This is a genomic window from Clostridium sp., assembly GCF_016650035.1.
GTDB lineage: Bacteria > Bacillota > Clostridia > Clostridiales > Clostridiaceae > Clostridium_AD.
In genome coordinates, this window is the sequence record NZ_JAENWM010000049.1 from 1 (window position 1) to 21,725 (window position 21,725).

A 21,725-nucleotide genomic window follows, 5' to 3' on the forward strand; every position below is an offset into this window, starting at 1 on the left:
ATATGGAGACAAAATAATAACCATATTTATTTAAAAAGACAACTTTGGAATGAGAATACATTTTGGGGCGATGGCTATTTTGCTTGTAGTATAGGGCAAATATCAAAAGAGACAATCGAAAAATATATACAAAATCAAGGATAAAAAACGGTATTCATCCACTACCCTAAAGGGATATTGGCTTTCTACCTAATTCGTTGTAAAAATAGAAATAGCTTAGAGTTAAAATACAATTAAATTAAAATATGAAAATGCCCAAGTATTATCCAATTATAATGCTTGGTCATTTTATTAATATAGGATTTTTAAAAATATTTAGAATAAATAGTATAAGCTTCATAATTACTCCACAATTGAGCAGTAGAATAAATGCATAGAGAAAAACAATCACAGAAAAAAATATAGCAAACTTAAAATAATTAAGATTAATTAATGGATAAACAAAATAAAAATTAAAGGAAGGATGATTTAATATGATGAGATATGGATATGGATATGGATATGGATATGGAAACAATATGATGGGAGGAGTATTTGGAATGATTATTCCTATAATTATAATTGCAATTGTTGTATTTGCAATATATAAACTATTTCAAAATAAAAATATTAAGGATGTAAGAACTAGAGATAATTCATTAGATATCTTAAATGAAAGATTTGCCCGTGGGGAAATAAATGAAGAAGAATATAACAGTAAAAAAAATGCATTATCAAATAATAAAAAACTCTAAATTATATAAGCAGTTGAGGATCTAATGGTGATAATAAAGTAGAGTCACCAGCTGGAAACTCCTGTAGTACTTTTAAACCTAAAGCCAAGGGCTATCCATCTCCCACCTATGAGGATGGGAGATGGATAGCCCATTAGGTTAAATTAGAATATAGCACTAATAAACAATATAATATCTTAGGTGATAGTGATAAAATTTAATTGACTCATGCAAAATCCTCCCGTATATGTTGGTTTAGTAAATTAACATTATACAAGAGTATTTCTCTTGAGTCTTTATTTTTTTGTTACTCTTCAGTCATTTCATTATACAACTTACCACCTGTTAGGTTATTTGTATACAATTTTTATAAATTTAAGCTAAATCTAAACCTTTTTTAATCTGATTTTAATATTATAAGTATATAATATAAAATAGTGGAATGTTTATAGACACATATAGCAAAAAAAACGTAGAAAAAGGAGGATGGAGAAAATGATACAATTAATACAAAAATTTGATAGCTCAATATTATTGTATATAGAAAATAACATGCATGGAACTATTATGGATAAAAGCATGGTTATAGCAACATACTTAGGAAATGGGGGGATCATATGGATTATAATAATAGCGATACTTATGTTTAATAAAAAATATAGAAAAATAGGTTTTATGGCTTTAGGTGCTTTAATACTAAGCACAATTTTAGGAGAAGAAATATTGAAAAACGTAGTTAAGCGTATAAGGCCATCAGATGGTATACCATCATGGGACCTTTTAATTGCAAAGCCTTTATCCTATTCGTTTCCGTCCGGGCATACTACTTCCTCATTCGCAGTGGCTGGGGTACTTGCAAAATATTTTAAACGTTATGCAGTTGGATTTTTGGGTTTAGCATCTTTAATAGGGTTTTCAAGATTATATTTATATGTACATTATCCTACTGATATTTTGGCAGGTATAGTTTTAGGGGTTATGTGCAGTGGAATAATAATTTACTTGTTCGATAAAGATAAGAATAATATTAAGGCTCTTAAGGCTAGAATATAAGAGAACATTCATTGTGCAAATTACAAATATTTATAAATGGTGAAGATTGGATGTGATGTTTTGAATTCTGTAATAGAATTAATTAATAATTATGGATATATAATTTTGTTTAGTGCCCTAGTGCTTGAATTAATTGCATTTCCTCTTCCGGGTGAATTAATGATGACATACTGTGGTTTTCTTGTTTATCAATCTAAAATGAATTGGGGTATAAGTATCCTCGTAGCTACAGCTGGAGTAATAATGGGAATTACAATATCTTATTTTGTTGGAGCTAAGTTAGGAATAAGATTTTTTGAGAAATATGGCTCATATATTCATCTAGGACCCGCTCAAATGGACAAAACGTCGAAGTGGTTTAAGTCATCTGGTAATAAATTATTGATTTTAGCATGTTTCATCCCTGGAGTTAGGCATATTACGGGGTATTTTTCAGGTATAACGGAAATTCCTTATAAAAGATTTGCGTTAAATGCATATTTGGGAGCTTTTATATGGACTGCTACTTTTATTTCTTTAGGTAAGGTTCTAGGACCAAACTGGGATAAGTTTCATAGTTATATATCAAAATATTTAATTATTGGCAGTTTAACTATAGCTTTAATTATGATTATTATTTATGTTTATAGAAATCATAAATCACAAATAATTGAGTTTACATATAAAATATTGAATAAGACAATAATTACATTCCATTCTATGGGGAAAATGAAAGTTGCTATAGCTACGGTAGCAGTAGCTTTTCTCGGGTTTTTCATTCTCGTAATTGGTGTAGTACAAGATTATCTAGCGTATGAATTTGGTCAATTTGACATTGTTGTATCCTATTTAGCGAAAGCAATTTTTACTTCCAAATGGTCGCATTTGATGGGGGTATTTAAATTAATAAGCTCAATTAAAGTATTAGTACCATTTACTATTCTCATGTTTATATGGATTATAAAAAGAGGTAGAAGTAAAATTCTTGAAATTCAGTTTTTATTGTTTGTAATTGGTGGCGGAGAAGTTTTACAAGTAACATTAAGGCATGTTTTTAGGCGTTTGGGGCCTTCTTCAATAAGCCTAATAGAAAATAGTAAATATACGTTTCCAAGTAATCAATCTTTAATGGCAATTGTTGCATATGGTTTTTTTGCTTTTTTAATACTACGTAATGTAAATAGAAATTGGGTCAAAACAGCTGTCTTAATTATAACGTTATTTATTTGTATCGCTTCGGGGATAAGTCCGATATTCTTTCAAACTGAATATCCAAGTGATGTTTATGCGGGGTATATTTTTGGTGGGGTTTGGCTTACAATAAATATTATTTTATTGGAAGTTTATCGTATAATACCTAAAATACAGTTATAGTGTATATAGTGGGTTTATGCTCGCTATTTTATTATAGGAAGGAAAGTGGTAATTTGAAAGATTTTAAAATTCTTTTAGTGGAAGATGAAAAGCAAATGGCAATGTTTATCGAAATGGAATTAGATCATGAGGGATATAAAGTTGATGTAGTTTATGATGGACGCGAAGGCCTAAATTTATCTGAGAAAAGCGAGTATAATTTAATACTTCTTGATATTATGATACCTGGACTCAATGGAATAGAGGTTTGTAGAAGAATAAGAAAAGGTTCCCAGGTTCCAATAATTATGCTTACTGCAAAAAGTGATATATCAGACAAAGTTTTAGGGCTGGATGTAGGTGCAAATGATTATCTCACAAAACCATTTGCAATAGAAGAGCTATTAGCAAGGATAAGGGTGTATGAAAGAAATAAATCTATAAGCAATAAGCCAGATGAAATCAAAGTAAAGGATATTGTTATGTATAATAAAACTCACGAGGTTAAGAGGAATGATGAGATAATTGAACTTACAAAAAAAGAGTATGATCTTTTAGAGGTGCTCATGATTAATAAAAATGTTGTGCTTACAAGGGAACAGTTAATTGAAATAGTATGGGTCTATGACTATGAAGGGGACACAAACGTAGTTGATGTATTTATAAGACATTTGAGAATCAAAATTGATGAAGGGTTTAAAGATAAACTTATAATTACTATAAGAGGAGTAGGATATGTTATTAAAAGCAATTAATTCTAAAATTATAAAAAGTGCAAAAATTTCTGTAAAGCTAACGTTTATTTATGCTTTTATCTTTTCTTTAATATTGCTTTTATTAAACGCATCTATTTTATATGGAATAAAATATTATTTATATAATCAAGCAAATAAACAGGTAGACGATATGGGTACAATTGTTCTAAATAAGATTACATTACATAATGAGAATATAGATTTATCTGATACTCAACTATTTTCGGATACTCCATCTAAACAAAACATATTTATAAATATAGTTCAGGGAAATGGAAAATCACTAAATATACCAGATGAATTTAATTACAATGTTGAAATTAAAGAACCTTTTGATAAAATAAAAATTTTTGAAGAACATGATAAACGTTTGGTATATAAAAATTTAAGGATTAAAACAAAAGAATATGGTGTGGTATATGTTCAAATAGTTAAGGATATGGATAATGAATATGATTTCCTTAAAATTCTATTTACTTTTATGGCAATAGCTGATTTTTTAGGTATTATTGCTTCAATTATATTAGGATACCTTATAAGCAAAAGGATGCTTAAACCTATAAATAATATTATTAAAGCTGCTGATAATATTAGCATTAATAATTTAAAAGAAAGAATAGATGTAAATGGTCCAGATGATGAACTTAAAAGATTAGGTAATACCTTTAACAAGATGACAGATAGGCTTCAAGAATCATTTAATAGACAAAATCAGTTTGTAGCTGATGCTTCTCACGAACTTAGAACACCAATTGCGGTTATAAAGGGCTATGCAAACCTACTAGATAGATGGGGAAAAGATGACAGAGAAGCCTTAGAAAAATCTATTTATGCTATTAAGTTGGAGTCTAGTAATATGGGAGATTTAGTGGAAAGGCTATTATATCTTGCCAAAGGTGATAGTGGAAATCTCAAAATAGAGAAAGAAATTTTTTGTCTTAATGAACTTATTAATGAGGTGGTGAGAGAAAGTAGGATTATAGATAATAGCCATATAATATCAAGTGATATAAATGATACTGTTAGTATTTATGCAGACTATAAAATGATAAAGCAGATGATTAGGATATTTATCGATAACAGTATTAAATTCACACCAAAACAAGGAAAGATTGATATAAGTTCAGAAATTAAAAATAAAACAGTGGAAATTACTGTTAGTGATAATGGTATAGGGATACCGAGAGGGGAAATTAAAAGTATATTTGAAAGATTCTACACTGTAGATAAATCTAGATCTAAAGAAAAAGGTGGCACAGGTCTTGGACTATCTATTGCTAAATGGATTGTAGATGTACATGGAGGAACTTTAAATGCAGAAAGTGAGGAAGGCACGGGAACAAAAATAATTATAATATTAAACATCTAGATTTCAGATTTATCTGTTATGAAGGTGTTTTTTTATTGGAAATTACAACCCTCAAACTAAACTTTAGATATTTTAATCTGATTTTAATCTTTTAAATATATAATATGAAAAGGAAAACCTAGATAACACTTAATAAAAAAGGATGGGAATCATGATAAAAATAAAAAATAGCATAAAAACCAAAAGAAGTACAAGGAAATTGGTTTTATTATTTATAATATTTGAATTAATTTTCACAATAAGTACAGGCCCATATATGGTTTATTATGGCCCTTTTAAAAATGTGAAGACTACAGTGGTGGGTGCAGCGATGACTACTTCTACATTACAATGGATGGCGACATCATTTTTATCAGATAAAAAAATAAAACAAATTATAAAGGACCAATTAGCAGAAACTATAGTTCAGAACAACGTAGATGATGAAAATTTTGGTGTAAAGGTAGAAAATTTAAATGATAACAGTATCCAAAGATATGATATCAAAGGGAGAAAATTTAAAGGACATATTCTAGTAATTAGTGACCCAACTAGGATAAAAGTAGGTTACAGCAATAATTTGGGTAACGAAGGTCAACTAACAAGGGAAATCGCAAAAGCCAATAACGCAATAGCGGCGGTTAATGGTGGTGGATTTACGGATGAAGCAGCAGGACCACATTGGTCTGGAAAGGGAGCAAATCCAATAGGGGTTATAATGTCTAATGGAAAAACTGTTTATAATAATATAATAAATGAAGATAAAGAGGGAGAGGTAGTGGCATTAACTAAATCGGGAAAGCTATTAGTTGGCAACCATAGCATTAAGGAAATGAAAAAAGATTTAGTAACGCAGGCAGTAACTTTTGGACCAGCTTTGATAGTTAATGGAGTGAAGACTATTAATAAGGGTGATGGTGGCTGGGGTATAGCACCTAGAACATCTATCGCACAAAGGAAAGATGGAGCAATAATATTATTAGTCATCGACGGCAGGCAAATAGGTAGTATAGGAGCTACATTAAGAGAAGTACAAGACATATTGTATGAATATGGGGCTTATAATGCTTCTAACTTAGATGGAGGTTCTTCTTCTGCACTATATTATAATGATGAAATTATAAACAACCCTAGCGACAGCTTAGGAGAAAGAGCTATATGTTCAATTATATATGTAGAATAGAAGTAATATTCATATTATCTTCACATAAAAATGTTAAACTAAACTCATAAATAATATTAATATTAAACGCAAATAATATAAATGATTATGTGAAATAAATTTATTGGAGGTCTGAAATTGAAAAAATTAAAGAAGTGGTATGATAACTTTTTAAAAGGTATGGAAAAGGCCAATGAAGAATCTTTTGGTAATAAAAAACTAGATTGTTGTGGATTAAACTCAAGTAAGAGTAAAAAAACAGCACAAAATAAAAAACAAAAATAAAACTCCAGTTTGGAGTTTTATTTTTTTTGTCAAAGTCTTTAAGTATATTTTTATAATATAATATTGTAGCTTAATAATTACTCACAGCATTAATTTATATACATAAAATAATTGTTTATTGGTTAAATTACTCTATAAGAGGTGATATTAATATGCAAATACAGCTTAGTCAAAAGGAAAGAATGTTTTTAGAAGATGGAAAGCTCCAAGAGGAAGTTTGTGTTGAAAAATATAAAGATTACTCCCAGCAAGCTACAGAACCACAATTGAAGCAACTTTGTACAAAACTCTCTGGTGAAAAACAACACCACTATAATATTATTAATGAAATGCTTCAAGGGCAACAACCAAATTTAAGCCACAGTCAACAAACTCAACAACCGGTAGTTCAAAGCACTCCACCAGTAGCTATGAATAATCAACATGACAAAATACTTTGCACCGACTTATTATCCACGGAAAAATATGTTTCAGGCACATATGATATTGACGTTTTTGAATCTGCAGAGCCTATAGTTAGGCAAGCAATGCAACATATCCAACAAGATGAACAAAGGCATGGTGAAGAGCTCTTTAATTATATGAGTAGCCATGGAATGTATAATGTGAAATAAAATTTTATATAAAAAGATAAATTTAAAAAAATATTAAATTTATCTTTTTGTTAAATTATTAGAGGTGGTTTTATGAATTTACATACTATTTTCTTTCAGGGAGAAACATTAAATATACTTGAATTATTTACTAGAGCATCTATTTTATACTTTATGTTATTTGGTTCAACTAAGGTAATGGGATTTCGTCAGCCTGGTATATTAACTTCATATAATTTTTTAATGGCTGCGGGAATTAGTCACATTGCTGCATCTCGTATGGTCAACCCTAAAGCAAGATTAGTAGATGCAATACCTATAATTATAGTATACACTTTAATTAATTTGTTTATTTCATATTTATATTTTAAAGCTCCATCGGTAGTTTCTCAAAAACCTATCATACTAATTAAAAATGGAAAGTTAATTAAAAATAATCTTTCAAAAGCAATGTTAACGCTTGATAATTTGATTTCAATATTAAGGCAAAAAGATGTATCTAACCTTGAAAAAGTAGGGTTTTTAATAGCTGAATCCACTGGCGATTTTAGTGTTGCTGTAAATAACAATAATCTTCCTATAACTAAAATAGACATGGCAATGGAACCCTCACAAGATACACTATCCCAAATTCTTATTTATAAAGGGAAAATAGATGAAAAGATTCTTAAAAGGAATAGCTTAAATTATAATTGGATTGACAAGGAGCTTAAATCTAATAATATTGATAATATAAATGATATTTATTTAGGACTTTTAACTACAGATAAAAAATTATATATAAGTCCATAGGAAGGAGTTTATACTGATGGTTTTCGGTGTTATTGAAGATATTTCACTGGTAGGGTATATCATAAGAACCTTTATAGTAGGTATAATAGCTTTTTTTGTAGGAAGATATGTATTAAAAAGAACTGTAGCTCAACTTACTGCCTATGATTTTACATTGGTATGGATACTTGGAGCACTAACCGTTGCTCCATTATTAGATGGAAAGGTCTCCTTTACGTATATACTTGTTCCATTATTAACATTGTTCTTTTGGCATTATATATTCAGTTTTATATCTTTGAAAAATAGAACATTATCTTTGTTTTTTAACGGCAAACCTATAATTTTAATAGATGATGGGAAGATAATAAGAAAGAATTTGAAAAAACACTTTATAAATGTTGATTTGCTCATGAGTGAACTAAGGATTAAGAATATTTTTGATATTTCGGAAGTTAAATATGTAATTCTAGAACCCAATGGCCATTTTAGTACTATAAAAAAGGAATCTCTTAGACCGGTTACTCCAATAGATTTAAATTTAATGGCTAAACCAGTAGACTTACCTTTGGTTATTATTAATGATGGAAAATTATTCGAAGAAAATCTAATGAAATCCGGGTTAGACAAGCAGTGGCTTATGAATAATCTTGCTATGTATAACGTAAATGATATAACCAATGTTTATCTTGCTACCATAGATAGTTTTAAAAAATTATATGTTGCTAAAAAAGATTAACAATATAGAATTTAGATAGCCATGTCAAAAGAGTACTTTTCTTTTGACATGATTTTTTATTTAGGAATAGTAATGGTAAAGCTACTTCCTTCCCCGAGTGTACTTGTTACATTAATTGTACCATTATGGGCCTGCACAATTGATTTTACAATTGTTAGACCTATTCCTGAACCACCAGTTTTTTTATTGCGAGATTCATCACTTCTATAAAATCTTTCGAAGATGTAAGGCAAGTCTTTTTCAGAAATTCCAATTCCATTATCCTTTACTTCTAAAATAATATTTTCATTTTTATCCTTTAGGGTTACAAAAACTTCTCCATTTTCATTGAGGTATTTAAGTGAGTTTGAAAGCAAATTGTACATTATTTGTGAAAATTTATCTTTATCCATAAAAACTTCTATATTTGATATTAAATTTGAATAGATTTTTGAATGTGAATTATTATATAATGGTTCAAAAGATGTTATTACTTTTTCCAGTTCTAAGGACAAGTTAAATCTAGATTTATTTAAATTTAGATTTGTTTGCTCGAGTTTCGCTATATCATTAAGGCCTTCCACCAGTTTTATTAATCGCTGTATTTCTTCATAAAAGTTTGTAAGCATATCATCTGTTGGCTCCCAAACCTTATCTAAAAGTGCCTCTACATGTGATTTTAAATTGGTAAGAGGAGTCCTGAGTTCGTGGGCAATATCAGATGTCAATCGTTTTCTAAGTAGTTCTTGGTTTTGTAAGGTTTCCGCGAGATAGTTTATTGAAGCATTTAAATCACTTATTTCTGTGGTTTTAGATACAACCTGAGATCTAGCTTTTAAATCACCATCTCTAATTTTATTAGCAGTAGCAGTAATTTTTGTTAGTGGTGAGGATATTTGTTTCGATAAAAGGATGCTTACTATTAACCCGAAAATCAAAGCAATAAAACCGGAAAGAAAGAAGGATTGATTTAAGGTCATTTTAAAGGTCAGCGCAGCAGTGTTTAAATAGGATGTTCCATAATAACCGAAGACTATGCTACCTACATTTTTATTGTTTTTCATTAAAGGATAATTTTCTTCAATGTATTCTCCAGGCTTAATTTCTGAAAAATTATTCATCATTGAGTTCATCATAGAACCCATCATTGTATTGTCTTGTAAAGTTGAATTGCCTGAAGTGAAAACAACCACTCCATTTTTATCTTTAACTTCAATGTATAATTTCTCAGCACTAGCGTACCTTAATAATTCATCTTTACTATTGGCTGAAAAACCTGTATTTTGGTCATATAAACTATTTGCTCTAGTTGTAATTTCACTTAACTTACTTTTATGTTCATCAATTAAGTAGGTGTTAAATTTTTTACCAATCATAGAATTTGAAATTAAAACTGCAATAAGTATAGACACAATTGCAGTAAGAAGAAAGCCCAAGGATAATTTTTTTGTTAAAGATAGATTCATTTCAATTCACCTCACATTTTCATTAAAATTTATAGAAATAAAAAGTTAACCTTGGAATTTATATCCCATTCCATACACGGAAAGTATATATATTGGTTTCTTAGAGTCATCCTCTATTTTTTGCCTAAGATTTTTAATATGAGTATCAATAGTTCTATCAAAACCATCATAATCAATCCCAAAAGCTTTATTTACTAATTGATCTCTTGAAAAAACCTGTCCTGGGTTAGTTAAAAGCGCAATTAAAATTTTAAACTCATTTGAAGTCAAAGTAATAGGGTGGCCTTGTTTTTTTACAATCATTTTTTCAATATCAATTTCAAGATCACCATTATTAATAATTAATAGTTGTGCCAGGGGCCTGGTATCTCTATAAGTTCTTCTAATAATAGCTTTAACTCTACTAACAAGTTCCCTATTGCTAAAGGGCTTTGTTATATAATCATCAGCACCAATAGCAAGACCTTCTATTTTATTATCTTCCTCAATTTTTGCTGTTAGCATAATAATGGGCACTGAAGAGGTAGCCCTGATTTTGTTGCATACTTTTTCACCAGAAATTTTGGGAAGCATTAGATCCAATATAATCAAATGAATTTGTTCGTTTTCAAATAGTTTCAGGGCTTCTTCACCATCTAATGAAGTTAAAACATCGAAGCCTTCTTTTAATAAATATGCTTCAATTACATTTAAAACTTTCTGTTCATCATCAACTACTAAAATTCTAATTTTATCATCCATTTTTTTCACTCCTATATTTTAATGTAGTATTTATAGTATACGCTAATGATAAATTTAATCCAATACAGTATCAGAAAAACTAGGGTAAATACCCTAGTTTTTCTGATTTAAAATTATTTTCTTTTTAGCATACTCTTCCTCATCAATTTCGCCTTTAGCTAATCTTTCATTTAGTATATTCAATGCTGAAGTATTGAATCCCAAATTATTTGATGACGATAAATTAGAATGTGGGTGATTTTTCATTAGTTTAAAAACTGTGAAAACTAATGCTAAAAATATTAAAAATCCCAATCCCATCATTATGAACATTCCGCCACCGCCATATCCGCCAAAGTGTCCATAACCGGAACCCGAAAACCCTCTACAAAACATATAAATAACCTCCCTCTACAAGTTTATATTTAAATCTAACATACTTAAATTATATACTGTAATTATGGAGGAAATATGAAGAAAACCAGAAAAAACATAGATTTATTTCAGCTGTAAAGATATTAAGGTAGTGACGAATGGTAGTCTTAGAAGGATAATCTCAATTTGAAATTGTACATAAATTGATTAAAAATAATAAATAATATATAATATATAATATATAATAAATAAAAGTATGAGAATATACGTTCATAGAATCTAGGAGGCTGTAATGTTTGATATTGAATCCTGTGTGTGTTTCATAAATAGTAAGACATCAAAGAAAATGGCAGATATGTTTAATGAAAGATTAATTCCATTTGGTGTAACAAGGGTCCAGTGGATAGCTATGTATTATTTATTAAAATATGGAGACCAGAGCCAGAAGGAATTAGGAGAAAAGATGGACATTAAAGAGTCTAGTGTGGCAAGGCTATTAGACAGAATGGCAGAAGAAGGTTTAATTATAAGAACTCAGACCAAAGAAGATAGAAGAGTTAAATATATTAAACTTACGTCAAAAGGTAAAGAGAAAATTGAAGAGCTTTTACCAGAAGGACAAAAAATGAGTGATTTTTTTTCAATTGGCATTACAAATGAGGAAATTGAAGTATTTAAAAGAGTACTGCAAAAGTTTATGATAAATATTAGTTAAATATTTATCATAAACTATTGCTTTTTCAATAAATACTTGCTATACTAATCATTAGGATAGCAAATAATTTAGGGGGTAATGAATATGGCTAAAGATGTTAGAGCAATGTTAAACGATTTCATGGGTGGATTACAAAAATTGGGGGAAACTAATGCAGAACATGTAGGTGCATTTATGAACCTGCTTGGTACAACATATAAACCAGGTGCATTAGATACAAAGACTAAGGAGTTAATGAGTGTAACTGTTGGAGCTTATAGTCGTTGTGAGTACTGCATAGTATTCCATGTATATAAATCATTCGAAGCAGGTGCTACAAAAGAAGAAATAATTGAAGCAGCTATGGTTGCTGTTGCTTTTGGTGGTGGTCCTTCAATGGCTTATAGTGTAACATTACTTATGGATTGTATTGAAGAATTCCAAAACGATTTTAATAAATAACAAAAATAAAGTAGCTATGATGCAGAAGAAATAATGCAGCATGAGTTGCTTTATTTCTTATTAGGGAAAGGGGAAAAAATGAATATAGAAGTTAAGTTAGGTAAAAATGAGCAAACAAAAATAACTAAAGTCTTAAAAAATGTGGGAGATACTGTTAAGCTAAATGATGCGATTTTTGAGATAGAAGCTGGAAAGGGTACAAGCACTATTAATTCAAAAGCACAGGGAACTATTGAGAGTATTAATGTAACAGCAGGAGACTCAGTTAATGGAGATAAGGTATTAGCACAAATAAATGGAGAATTAGCGGCTAAAGCTGATAATACAGCCACTAAAGCTGAAAACATAGATGTTAAATCAGGTAAAAAGGAAGAAATAAAAATAACTAAAGTCTTAAAGAATGTGGGAGATACTGTTAAGCTAAATGATGCTATTTTTGAGATAGAAGCTGGAAAGGGTACAAGTACTATTAATTCAAAAGTACAGGGAACTATTGAGAGCATTAATGTAACAGTAGGAGACTCAGTTAATGGAGATAAGGTATTAGCACAAATAAATGGAGTGTTAGCGTCTAAAGCTGAGAATACAGCTGCTAAAACTGGAAGTACTGCTACCGATAGCTTTGACTACTTTAAAAATATAAAGCCAGCAAAAATCGAAATGGAAAGTGACGTTACTATAATTGGTGGGGGTCCTGGCGGATATGTAGCTGCAATTCAAGCTGCTAAATTAGGAGCAAAAGTTATATTGATAGAAAAAGAAAAACTAGGTGGAACTTGTTTAAATTGGGGATGTATTCCTACTAAAACCTTAGTTAGGTCTGCACAGGTTTTAGAGACCTTGAAAAAGGCCGACGAATTTGGATGTTATGCTGAAAATGTCGGGGTTAACATGGAAAAGGTTATTGCTAGAAAAGATAAGGTTGTAACACAACTTGTTACAGGTGTTGAGTATTTAATGAAAGCAAACAAAATAAAGGTTATTTATGGAGTTGCTGAAATCGTTAATAAGGAAAGTGTATTAGTGAAAAGTAAAACACAAGAGGTTACTATTAAAGCAAAAAACATTGTTATTGCTACAGGTTCTAAATCAGCAATAATTCCTATTAAGGGTATTGACAATAAACATGTAATTGATAGCAGTGATGCTCTTTGTCTTAAAGAGATTCCAAAGAAATTAGTAGTTGTAGGCGGTGGCGTTATTGGTATGGAGTTTGCTTATATTTATGCTAGTTTTGGTACTGAAGTTTCAGTGGTAGAGTTCTTTGATAAATGTCTTATAAACTGTGATGAGGACATATGCGAAGTAAATAAAAAAAGTGCAGAACAAAGAGGAATTAAGCTATATAATTCCGCTAAGGTAGCAGAAATTTGTGATACTGAAAGTGATGAATGTATGGTTCGTTTTGTACAAGATGGTAAAGATAAATTTATAATAGCAGACAAAGTGCTTTTAGCTGTAGGAAGAACTCCATATTTTGAGGGACTTGGACTAGAAAATGTAGGAGTAGAATTAAACGATAGAGGAAGAGGAGTTAAGGTCAATTCTAAAATGCAAACTAATATTCCCAATATATATGCTATTGGAGATGTAAATAATGCTTTATTACTTGCTCATGTAGCATCTCACCAAGGCGTTGTAGCAGCAAAAAATATAATGGGTAAACCTTGTGATATGGATTATTCAGCAGTTCCTGCTGCAATTTTTACAGAACCTGAGATTGCCATGGTTGGTTTAGGTGAAAAAGCGGCAAAACAGCAGGGAATAGAAGTAGAAGTAGGCAAATTCGCATTTGCAGGTAACGGAAAAGCTCTATCCTATGGAGAAAGCGATGGCTTTATTAAAATTATAAGAGATAAAAATACAAATAGATTAATTGGTGCAGGTATTGTGGGGCTACATGCTACAGATTTAATTGCAGTGCTTACTCTAGCAATTAAGAATAACTTAACTGCAGAAGCAATAGCTGAAACTATACATGCTCATCCTACAACAGCAGAAGTAATTCATGAAGCAGCACTTTCTTTAGATGGAGGGGCCATTCATTCTGCATAATAGTGCAATGAGGTCTATTATATACAGTATGGGAATTATAATATTAATAAAAGCTCAAGACTTAATTTTATTAGTCTTGAGCTTTTATTAATATTATAAATTAAAATTAGCAATATTTGAGAAGATATTAGCAATCTATAGAGGTGGAGTTAAGGGATATGGGGGTGTAAGTCATACAAAACAAATATAAAAACACAAAAAATGATATGTGGTATCTATGAATCTGGAACAAAAAGAGTTAAAATAGAGTTATAGCAGAAATTATCAAATGGTATATGAGTAAATACTTGTATACCTTATTTGATTATAATATTTACAAAGAAGATAGAGGAGTGAATTTATGGAAAATAAAAAAATATTATTAGGTAATATTTTATTATTAGTAGCGTTATCATTATTTATTTTAATACCTATTATTGCAAGCGTATTATTGGGAATAAATGTTGAAAGGGATGGAAACACTTCATTAATCATTTCTGGTGTTGCTAGTGTTTTAGCACTTGGGGGAATTTCTTTATTATATTGTAAGATTACAAAAAGAAGTTTTAAAAATGTAATGGTTATTAAGAAAATTTCTATAAAACAAGTTATTGCAATTTTGTTTGCAACAGTTGGTACATATATTTTTGCAGTTGGTATTAATATTATAAGTATGAGGTTATTCAAAGTTGTAGCAGAAGATAGTAAGGTAATAACAGATTTGCTAAGCAATAGCTCAACATTAATAGGACTCGTAGTGGTAGTTTTGATTCCAGCATTTTTTGAAGAGATATTCTTCAGGGGCGTTTTATTAGATGCTTATGAAGGAATGAATAGAAAATTAAAATATTTTATAATAACCGCAATATTTGCAAGCTTTCATGGCAATGTAATGCAAATTATATATGTAATGTTTTTAGGACTTATTTTACTAAAAATACGTGAATATACTGGTTCGATATTAGGAAGTATGCTACTTCACGGAGTAAATAATGCAATATCCTTTAGTTTAAGTAAAGTAGCAATGGCATACATGAAACTTATGGAAAAGGAGGGGCTAGATGTAGTGCAAGAAGGGGCTAAAGCTGATGCAATGAATCGAGCACCTACAGCAACATTATTTGGTGCGTTTGTATTTTTTCTAGTTGGTGGGACTATATTATTTATAAGCCTAAGAAGACTAAAAGGAATTAAAGAGGAAAAGGAAGGCTTAGAATTAGTAAAAGAGGACTATATGGAAATAGGAGAAACTTATGTAGAAATAAAAGAAGAAGTTTTTGATACGGATAAAAAGCAATATATACCACTAGCTATATATTTTGTTGTTATTACTCTACTGGTGGTTTCAAGTTATTAGTATAAGTAAGGAATAAAGTCATAAAATGTATAAAAGGGGTGGTAGAAATGACTAGAAAACAGCTTTTAATTGTTCCAATACCTGAACAAATTACAAATTATGAGGGTGCTTTTACGCTTTCAAATGAAGCCTATATATATATTGAGGAAAAGGATAAAGAGCAGCTATTTAAAACCAGTAAGGGATTAAAAAAAGCAATATATGAATATACTTCTATTTGTGTTGATATTTTAACTGGAAGTGATAATTATTTAGAAAGTGGAATATCGATAATAAGAGATAATAATCTTTTAAATGAAGAGTATAAACTCGAAATAAATAAAGGTGGCATTGTTATATATTATGGAACTATAGCAGGAGCTTTTTATGGTACTATAACGTTAAAGCAAATTATAAATCAATATAAACGCTATATACCATGCATGACAATTAGCGATAAGCCTGATTTTAAGGTAAGAGGTGTAATGCTTGATATAAGTAGAAACAAAATTCCTAAAATGAAAACTCTGTATAAATTAATTGATATGTTTGCTGATCTTAAAATAAATCAGATACAAATTTATATTGAAGGGTTTTCTTTTGCTTATCAATCAATGCCTGATTTATGGAAGCATGAAAACCCAATAACTGGTGAAGAAATTCTAGAAATTAATGATTATTGTAAAGATAGATTTATAGAACTCGTACCAAATCAAAATAGCTTTGGTCATATGGAAAGCTGGCTTGAAAAGGATGCTTTTAAGCATTTAGCTGAATCACCAGAAGGTTGTTTGGATGCATATGGATATAATACTAAATCAGGTACCCTTAATCCAGAAGATCCAATGTCAATTGAGCTTGTGGATAAAATATACGGAGACTTAATACCATACTATACATCGGATCTTTTAAATGTTGGATGTGATGAACCTTTTGAACTCGGTAGAGGTAAAAGTAAGGAACTCAGTGATAAAATTGGGGTTGGGAATATATATCTTAATTATATTATGAAAATATATGGGCTTACAAAGAAGTATAATAAAAAAATGATGGTGTGGGGAGATATTATAACTCAACATCCTGAATTAATTCCACAACTACCAAAGGATATGATTGCATTAGAGTGGGGATATGAAAAAAACCACCCGTTTGAAGAGAATTGTAAAAGTTATTTTGAAAATAAAGTGCCATTTTATGTATGTCCTGGTACGAGTAGTTGGAATTCTATCTCAGGTCGTACAGATAACATGAAAGGTAGTTTATTAAACGCTGCAATAAATGGTAAAAAATATGGAGCTAATGGATTCCTTATTACCGATTGGGGAGACAATGGTCATTGGCAATATTTGCCTTTTAGTTATCCGGGTTTTATTTATGGTGCTGCGCTTAGTTGGAATGTGAAAAAAAATAAAAATGTAAATATAGCTGCATATATTGATAAATTCATAACGCTTGATAATAATAATATAAGCGGTAAATTCATTATGGATCTTGGAAACTATTATAATATAGAAAAAGAATATTTATCTAATAGGACAAACATTTTCTCTATCCTATTTTCTAATAATGATGATTATAAATGGGTTGATAAGATAGAAATTGAAACATTGTATGAAATAAAAAAATATGTTGATAAATTAATGAGTAGCGTTAAATTTTCTGATATTAAGTCTAAAGATTCAGAGCTTTTATATAAGGAACTTAAAAGTGCAGCCCAACTTATAAAAATTAGTGCAGATATAGGTATTGTAAAAAAACACATAAAGGGTGAATCTGATAAAGATATATATAAAGGTATAATCATCAGTACTATTGCTCAGATGAGGGTTCTTATTAAAGATTATAAGGAAATATGGCTTGCAAGGAATAGACTAGGGGGCCTTGAAAAAAGTATTTATAGATTAGAAAATACTTTAAGATATTATGAGTCATTGTTACTAAAAAGGAATTGAAAATAAGTATTATAAAAATGGCAGAAGGTTTATAACTTCTGTCATTAAATTTTTATTATGTCATTTGCTTTATCTGCTCCTATATTCTTACCGTATACAAGAAAACCGCATATATCCTGTAATTTTTCATAAATAGGTGTATAATGGTAAAGGTAACAAGGGTTTTTTGTTTTTTTTTTATATCTTTAATTTTTAATTTTTTATATAAGTATAATATGACTAAAAATCTAATGATAATAATAATTACTATTAAACAAATTGTAAAAAAAGTGAATTGAGGGGATGAATAAATTTATGAAAATATTTAATAAGATTAGATCCATATCATTACTAGTAACATTATTAATGGTAGTTATGATAGCAAAACCTACAGTTGTTATGGCTGCGGAGCGTACAGTGAATCTTGGGACAACTTCCACATTCGCTGTTTTAGCTGGTTCGACAATCACTAACACCGGAACCACCACAATAGGCGGAGAAGTTGGAGGCAATGTGGATGGAAAAGTTGGCGGAGATGTGGGATTACATCCTGGTTCTGCGTTCACTGACCAGGCTCATGTAACAATCAGTGATGGAGCTACACACATAAACGACCCAGTTGCAATTAAGGCTAAAGATGATTTGGTAATGGCATATAACGATGCCGCAGGAAGAACTCCTTCTAAAACTATTTCCGCTGAACTCGGTGGTACTACCTTAAAGCCAGGAGTTTATAATTCCACTGATGGTACCTTTCATATAACGGGCACCCTCACGCTGGATGCCGATGGCGATCCAAATGGGGTATTTATATTTCAGACTACTAAGACACTTACTACAGCAACAGACAGTAATGTTGAACTTATTGATAGTGCTCGATTCTGCCGAACATTTTGGCAGGTAGGAAGTTCCGCCACATTAGGATTAACATCTAATTTTGTGGGACACATTTTAGCAATGGAATCCATCACAGCGAATACCGGTGCAGTGGTGCAAGGACAGTTATTGGCACAGGATGGTGCGGTGACGTTAGATAGCAATATAATTACAAATGGATATTGTGAGGATTTTGCAACCCTTAAAGTAATTAAAAAGGTTGTTAATAATAACGTTGGAACAAAAACAGCGGGTGATTTCAATATACACATAAAAACTTTAGATAAGGATGTTGACGATAGTCCGGCAATTGGCTCTGAGCTCGGAAAAACTTATACTTTGGCCGCGGGAGATTATGTGGTTAGCGAAGATGATTCAAAAGATTATACTGCAAGGTATAGCGGAAATGGTGATGCTGATGGTAATATAACTTTAGAACCTGGCGAAAACAAAACAGTAACTATAACTAACACTTATACTCCAGAAGTAGCAACGGCTCCAGCCAAAGCAACACTTCATGTAATTAAGCATGTTGTAAATGATAACGGTGGAACGAATGTTGCTGCTGATTTTAAGCTTTACGTAAAGTCTGCTGATAATGAGGATTTAGAAATCTCAGCATCAGGGCTTGAATCACCTGGAAGAAGCTACACCTTGGAAGCTGGTAATTATGTAGTTAGTGAAGATGATTTTGAGGGATATACCGCAAGCTATAGTGAAGATAGTACTAATAGTGAAATAACTTTAGCCGCTGGTGAAGAAAAAACCGTAATCATAACTAACAATGATAATAAGCCTGGAGTGGTTACGCCTCCAGTAGTTACGTCTGCTGTTCCAGAGGAAACGGTAGTTACAACCACTGTTACAGGTGGCACGCTTCCAGATACGTCCTCGCATTTGTATGAGCTACTCATTATGGGAGCTGCTTTAACGATGCTCGGAGCATTAGGCTGGATAAGCAGAAAGCGTTTTGAATAAAAAAAAATTATTAGTGAGCAAGTGCTCCTTTGGTAAAATTGTATCTATAGGATTTATAGTTTTAGGCATAGGATTTATGTTCTGGGCAATATTTAACATATGGGCACAGTCTCATTATTCTGATAATGCCATTATCACTCCTAAAACTTTTGATACAGAGAAAAACAAGTCAGTGGGAGATAGCACAGAACTTGTGAGAGTATACCCTGCAATTGTTCCACCAGTATCTCATAAGACTCTTTACACTGTATATCCTGTGGAAGGTGACAAATTTGGAACTCTTGAGATACCAGCTTTAAAGAGGACAATACCCATTCTCCAGGGCACCGGTGATAAGGAGCTTAAAAAAGGTGTAGGTCACTTTAGTCAAAGTGTACTACCAGGTGAAGAAGATAATTGTGTTATATCTGGACATCGTGATACGGCATTCAGAGGAATTGGTAAATTAAAGATAGGCGATATTGTGATTGTAAAAACATGGTTGGGTACCTTCACTTATGGGGTTAAGGGAACACGAATAGTCCATGCAGACGACAAAACAGTCATCGTACCTACAGACCATGCAGTTCTTACAATGACCACCTGTTATCCCTTCAATTTTATTGGCAGTGCTCCAGACCGATATATCATATCGGCAGATTTAGTAAAAAGTGAATAGACAACTTGAATTTAAATATTAAATTGGTAATTTAAGCTCTAGAGTTAGAAGTATTCTTTCAGCTCTAGGGCTTATTTTTTCTCCAAGTTGTTGAGATTTAATTTTAAATAGAGTATAATATAAAAGAGAACGGGGGTTTTCTAATGCAGTATTTAAAAGAGGAAGTTAGAAAAAATATATCAGAAGAAGCTCTAAAAGAATTTAAACAAATGGGCTATAAAAGCACATCTATAAGAAGTATAGCTAAAAACGCTCATACATCTGTTGGAAATTTTTATAAATATTTTAAGAGCAAAGATGATTTGTACCAGAAACAAATAAGTCCTGTTTATGATAGACTAATGAATTACATAAATCAGTTTAATAAAGTGGAGATAAACGAAAAGGCTGATGAAATTTTTTATGAATTAATGGAAAAGATATTGGAGATATTTAAAGAGAGTAGCTCAGAAATTACTATATTACTTAATAAAAGTGAAGGATCTGTATATGAAAATTGTAAAAAAACCTTTGCGGATTTCGTAAGTAGAATAGTTACTGAGAAAATGGAATATGAACTATCACTTCAGAATAAAAGGCTTAAAAATAATTTTATTATATATCTTTTATCATATAACTTGGTGGAGAGTATTTCTATCATTTTAAGAGAAAAACAAGATGGCTCAGAAGTGAGAAAACTTATCCTGGGTATAATAGATATATTTTTTAGTGATATTCTGGGCAAATTAGATTTTAATAATATAGATTAGGAGATTAAAAAATGAAGAATTTTATACAGTTAAAAAATGTAAAAAAGACTTACTCTATGGGGGAAGTAATAATTAAAGCAGTAGATGATGTTTCATTTTCTATAGAAAAGGGAGAATTTGTGGTGGTTATTGGCGCAAGTGGTGCAGGAAAAACTACAATACTTAATCTTTTAGGAGGTATGGATCAAGTAACTAGCGGAAATATTCTTGTAGATGGTAATGAGATAAGTGGATATAATAAAAAAATGCTTACAAAGTATAGGCGTGATGAAATAGGATTTGTATTTCAGTTCTATAATTTAGTGCAAAATTTGAATGCAATTGAAAATGTAGAGCTTGCAGTTGAAATATGCAAAAATCCAATGGATCCTGTAGAAATCCTTGAAAATGTTGGGCTAAAAGATAGAATGAAAAATTTTCCGTCGCAACTGTCTGGAGGGGAACAGCAAAGAGTATCCATAGCAAGAGCACTTTCCAAAAATCCTAAGTTACTTCTTTGCGATGAGCCTACAGGTGCGCTTGATTATAATACCGGTAAAGCAATCCTTAAGCTATTATCTGATACATCAAAAAAACATGGAATGACTGTCATAGTTATTACTCATAATTCTGCGTTAACCCCTATTGCAGATAAGATAATAACAGTAAAAAGTGGGAAAGTCGAAAGTGTAGTGAAAAATGATAATCCTATGTCCATAGAAAAGTTGGAGTGGTAA

General features: G+C 30.7%; 23 protein-coding genes. 20 read left to right on the forward strand and 3 right to left on the reverse strand.

All coding sequences use genetic code 11. From position 1 onward, the window contains the following. The 11 genes from JJD95_RS12235 to JJD95_RS12285 all read left to right on the forward strand — a co-directional run bounded on the left by JJD95_RS12235 (nucleotide 1) and on the right by JJD95_RS12285 (nucleotide 8,751). On the forward strand, nucleotides 1-144 hold the full coding sequence (locus JJD95_RS12235; protein ID WP_367114816.1) for a transposase: 144 nt from the start codon (nucleotides 1-3) through the stop codon (nucleotides 142-144). A 329-nt stretch (nucleotides 145-473) separates the two neighbouring features. Then, complete coding sequence (locus JJD95_RS12240) at nucleotides 474-734, forward strand: SHOCT domain-containing protein (protein WP_291643310.1); 261 nt, start codon at nucleotides 474-476, stop codon at nucleotides 732-734. A gap of 474 nt (nucleotides 735-1,208) precedes the next feature. Next, nucleotides 1,209-1,766 carry a phosphatase PAP2 family protein gene (locus JJD95_RS12245; RefSeq protein ID WP_291643311.1) on the forward strand — a complete coding sequence of 186 codons (558 nt, stop codon included), beginning with the start codon at nucleotides 1,209-1,211 and terminating at the stop codon, nucleotides 1,764-1,766. Between the two features lie 36 nt (nucleotides 1,767-1,802). Continuing rightward, a complete protein-coding gene (locus tag JJD95_RS12250) occupies nucleotides 1,803-3,119 on the forward strand; it encodes a bifunctional DedA family/phosphatase PAP2 family protein (RefSeq protein WP_291643312.1) in 1,317 nt (438 codons plus the stop codon). Between the two features lie 53 nt (nucleotides 3,120-3,172). Continuing rightward, nucleotides 3,173-3,853, forward strand: coding sequence for a response regulator transcription factor (locus JJD95_RS12255; protein ID WP_291643313.1), 681 nt, complete (start codon nucleotides 3,173-3,175; stop codon nucleotides 3,851-3,853). After that, nucleotides 3,834-5,222, forward strand: a complete 1,389-nt coding sequence (locus tag JJD95_RS12260; protein ID WP_291643314.1) for a HAMP domain-containing sensor histidine kinase — start codon at nucleotides 3,834-3,836, stop codon at nucleotides 5,220-5,222. Before JJD95_RS12255 ends, JJD95_RS12260 begins: the two co-directional genes overlap by 20 nt. 151 nt (nucleotides 5,223-5,373) lie before the next feature. Further along, nucleotides 5,374-6,384, forward strand: a complete 1,011-nt coding sequence (locus JJD95_RS12265) for a phosphodiester glycosidase family protein (RefSeq protein WP_291643315.1) — start codon at nucleotides 5,374-5,376, stop codon at nucleotides 6,382-6,384. A 117-nt stretch (nucleotides 6,385-6,501) separates the two neighbouring features. Further along, on the forward strand, nucleotides 6,502-6,648 hold the full coding sequence (locus tag JJD95_RS12270) for an LDCC motif putative metal-binding protein (protein ID WP_291643316.1): 147 nt from the start codon (nucleotides 6,502-6,504) through the stop codon (nucleotides 6,646-6,648). A gap of 152 nt (nucleotides 6,649-6,800) precedes the next feature. Next, on the forward strand, nucleotides 6,801-7,262 hold the full coding sequence (locus JJD95_RS12275; protein WP_291643317.1) for a spore coat protein: 462 nt from the start codon (nucleotides 6,801-6,803) through the stop codon (nucleotides 7,260-7,262). A 72-nt stretch (nucleotides 7,263-7,334) separates the two neighbouring features. Continuing rightward, a complete protein-coding gene (locus JJD95_RS12280) occupies nucleotides 7,335-8,033 on the forward strand; it encodes a YetF domain-containing protein (protein ID WP_291643318.1) in 699 nt (232 codons plus the stop codon). A 16-nt stretch (nucleotides 8,034-8,049) separates the two neighbouring features. Further along, nucleotides 8,050-8,751, forward strand: a complete 702-nt coding sequence (locus JJD95_RS12285) for a DUF421 domain-containing protein (RefSeq protein ID WP_291643319.1) — start codon at nucleotides 8,050-8,052, stop codon at nucleotides 8,749-8,751. Nucleotides 8,752-8,807: 56 nt separating this feature from the next. Here the strand turns inward: JJD95_RS12285 and JJD95_RS12290 are convergent, their stop codons facing one another. From JJD95_RS12290 to JJD95_RS12300, 3 genes are all read right to left on the reverse strand, one after another. Continuing rightward, nucleotides 8,808-10,196, reverse strand: coding sequence for a HAMP domain-containing sensor histidine kinase (locus JJD95_RS12290; protein ID WP_291643320.1), 1,389 nt, complete (start codon nucleotides 10,194-10,196; stop codon nucleotides 8,808-8,810). A gap of 45 nt (nucleotides 10,197-10,241) precedes the next feature. Beyond that, complete coding sequence (locus JJD95_RS12295; protein ID WP_291643321.1) at nucleotides 10,242-10,937, reverse strand: response regulator transcription factor; 696 nt, start codon at nucleotides 10,935-10,937, stop codon at nucleotides 10,242-10,244. Nucleotides 10,938-11,030: 93 nt separating this feature from the next. Next, entirely contained in the window at nucleotides 11,031-11,312 is a 282-nt protein-coding gene (locus JJD95_RS12300) for an SHOCT domain-containing protein (protein ID WP_291643322.1), read from the reverse strand. A gap of 271 nt (nucleotides 11,313-11,583) precedes the next feature. Here JJD95_RS12300 and JJD95_RS12305 point away from each other — a divergent pair, with 271 nt between their 5' ends. The 9 genes from JJD95_RS12305 to JJD95_RS12345 all read left to right on the forward strand — a co-directional run bounded on the left by JJD95_RS12305 (nucleotide 11,584) and on the right by JJD95_RS12345 (nucleotide 21,725). After that, nucleotides 11,584-12,006 carry a MarR family winged helix-turn-helix transcriptional regulator gene (locus tag JJD95_RS12305; RefSeq protein WP_291643323.1) on the forward strand — a complete coding sequence of 141 codons (423 nt, stop codon included), beginning with the start codon at nucleotides 11,584-11,586 and terminating at the stop codon, nucleotides 12,004-12,006. An 84-nt stretch (nucleotides 12,007-12,090) separates the two neighbouring features. After that, nucleotides 12,091-12,447, forward strand: coding sequence for a carboxymuconolactone decarboxylase family protein (locus tag JJD95_RS12310; RefSeq protein WP_291643324.1), 357 nt, complete (start codon nucleotides 12,091-12,093; stop codon nucleotides 12,445-12,447). 78 nt (nucleotides 12,448-12,525) lie between these two features. Beyond that, the gene (gene lpdA / locus JJD95_RS12315) at nucleotides 12,526-14,502 is read left to right on the forward strand and encodes a dihydrolipoyl dehydrogenase (protein WP_291643325.1); all 1,977 of its coding nucleotides are present in this window, start codon (nucleotides 12,526-12,528) and stop codon (nucleotides 14,500-14,502) included. Nucleotides 14,503-14,842: 340 nt separating this feature from the next. Next, a complete protein-coding gene (locus JJD95_RS12320) occupies nucleotides 14,843-15,838 on the forward strand; it encodes a type II CAAX endopeptidase family protein (protein ID WP_291643326.1) in 996 nt (331 codons plus the stop codon). 47 nt (nucleotides 15,839-15,885) lie between these two features. Continuing rightward, complete coding sequence (locus JJD95_RS12325) at nucleotides 15,886-17,769, forward strand: family 20 glycosylhydrolase (protein ID WP_291643327.1); 1,884 nt, start codon at nucleotides 15,886-15,888, stop codon at nucleotides 17,767-17,769. Between the two features lie 294 nt (nucleotides 17,770-18,063). Then, nucleotides 18,064-19,602, forward strand: a complete 1,539-nt coding sequence (locus JJD95_RS12330; protein WP_291643328.1) for an ice-binding family protein — start codon at nucleotides 18,064-18,066, stop codon at nucleotides 19,600-19,602. Next, nucleotides 19,595-20,260 carry a class D sortase gene (locus tag JJD95_RS12335; protein WP_291643329.1) on the forward strand — a complete coding sequence of 222 codons (666 nt, stop codon included), beginning with the start codon at nucleotides 19,595-19,597 and terminating at the stop codon, nucleotides 20,258-20,260. Before JJD95_RS12330 ends, JJD95_RS12335 begins: the two co-directional genes overlap by 8 nt. A 143-nt stretch (nucleotides 20,261-20,403) precedes the next feature. Continuing rightward, the gene (locus JJD95_RS12340) at nucleotides 20,404-21,009 is read left to right on the forward strand and encodes a TetR/AcrR family transcriptional regulator (protein WP_291643330.1); all 606 of its coding nucleotides are present in this window, start codon (nucleotides 20,404-20,406) and stop codon (nucleotides 21,007-21,009) included. Between the two features lie 11 nt (nucleotides 21,010-21,020). Then, entirely contained in the window at nucleotides 21,021-21,725 is a 705-nt protein-coding gene (locus JJD95_RS12345; protein ID WP_291643331.1) for an ABC transporter ATP-binding protein, read from the forward strand.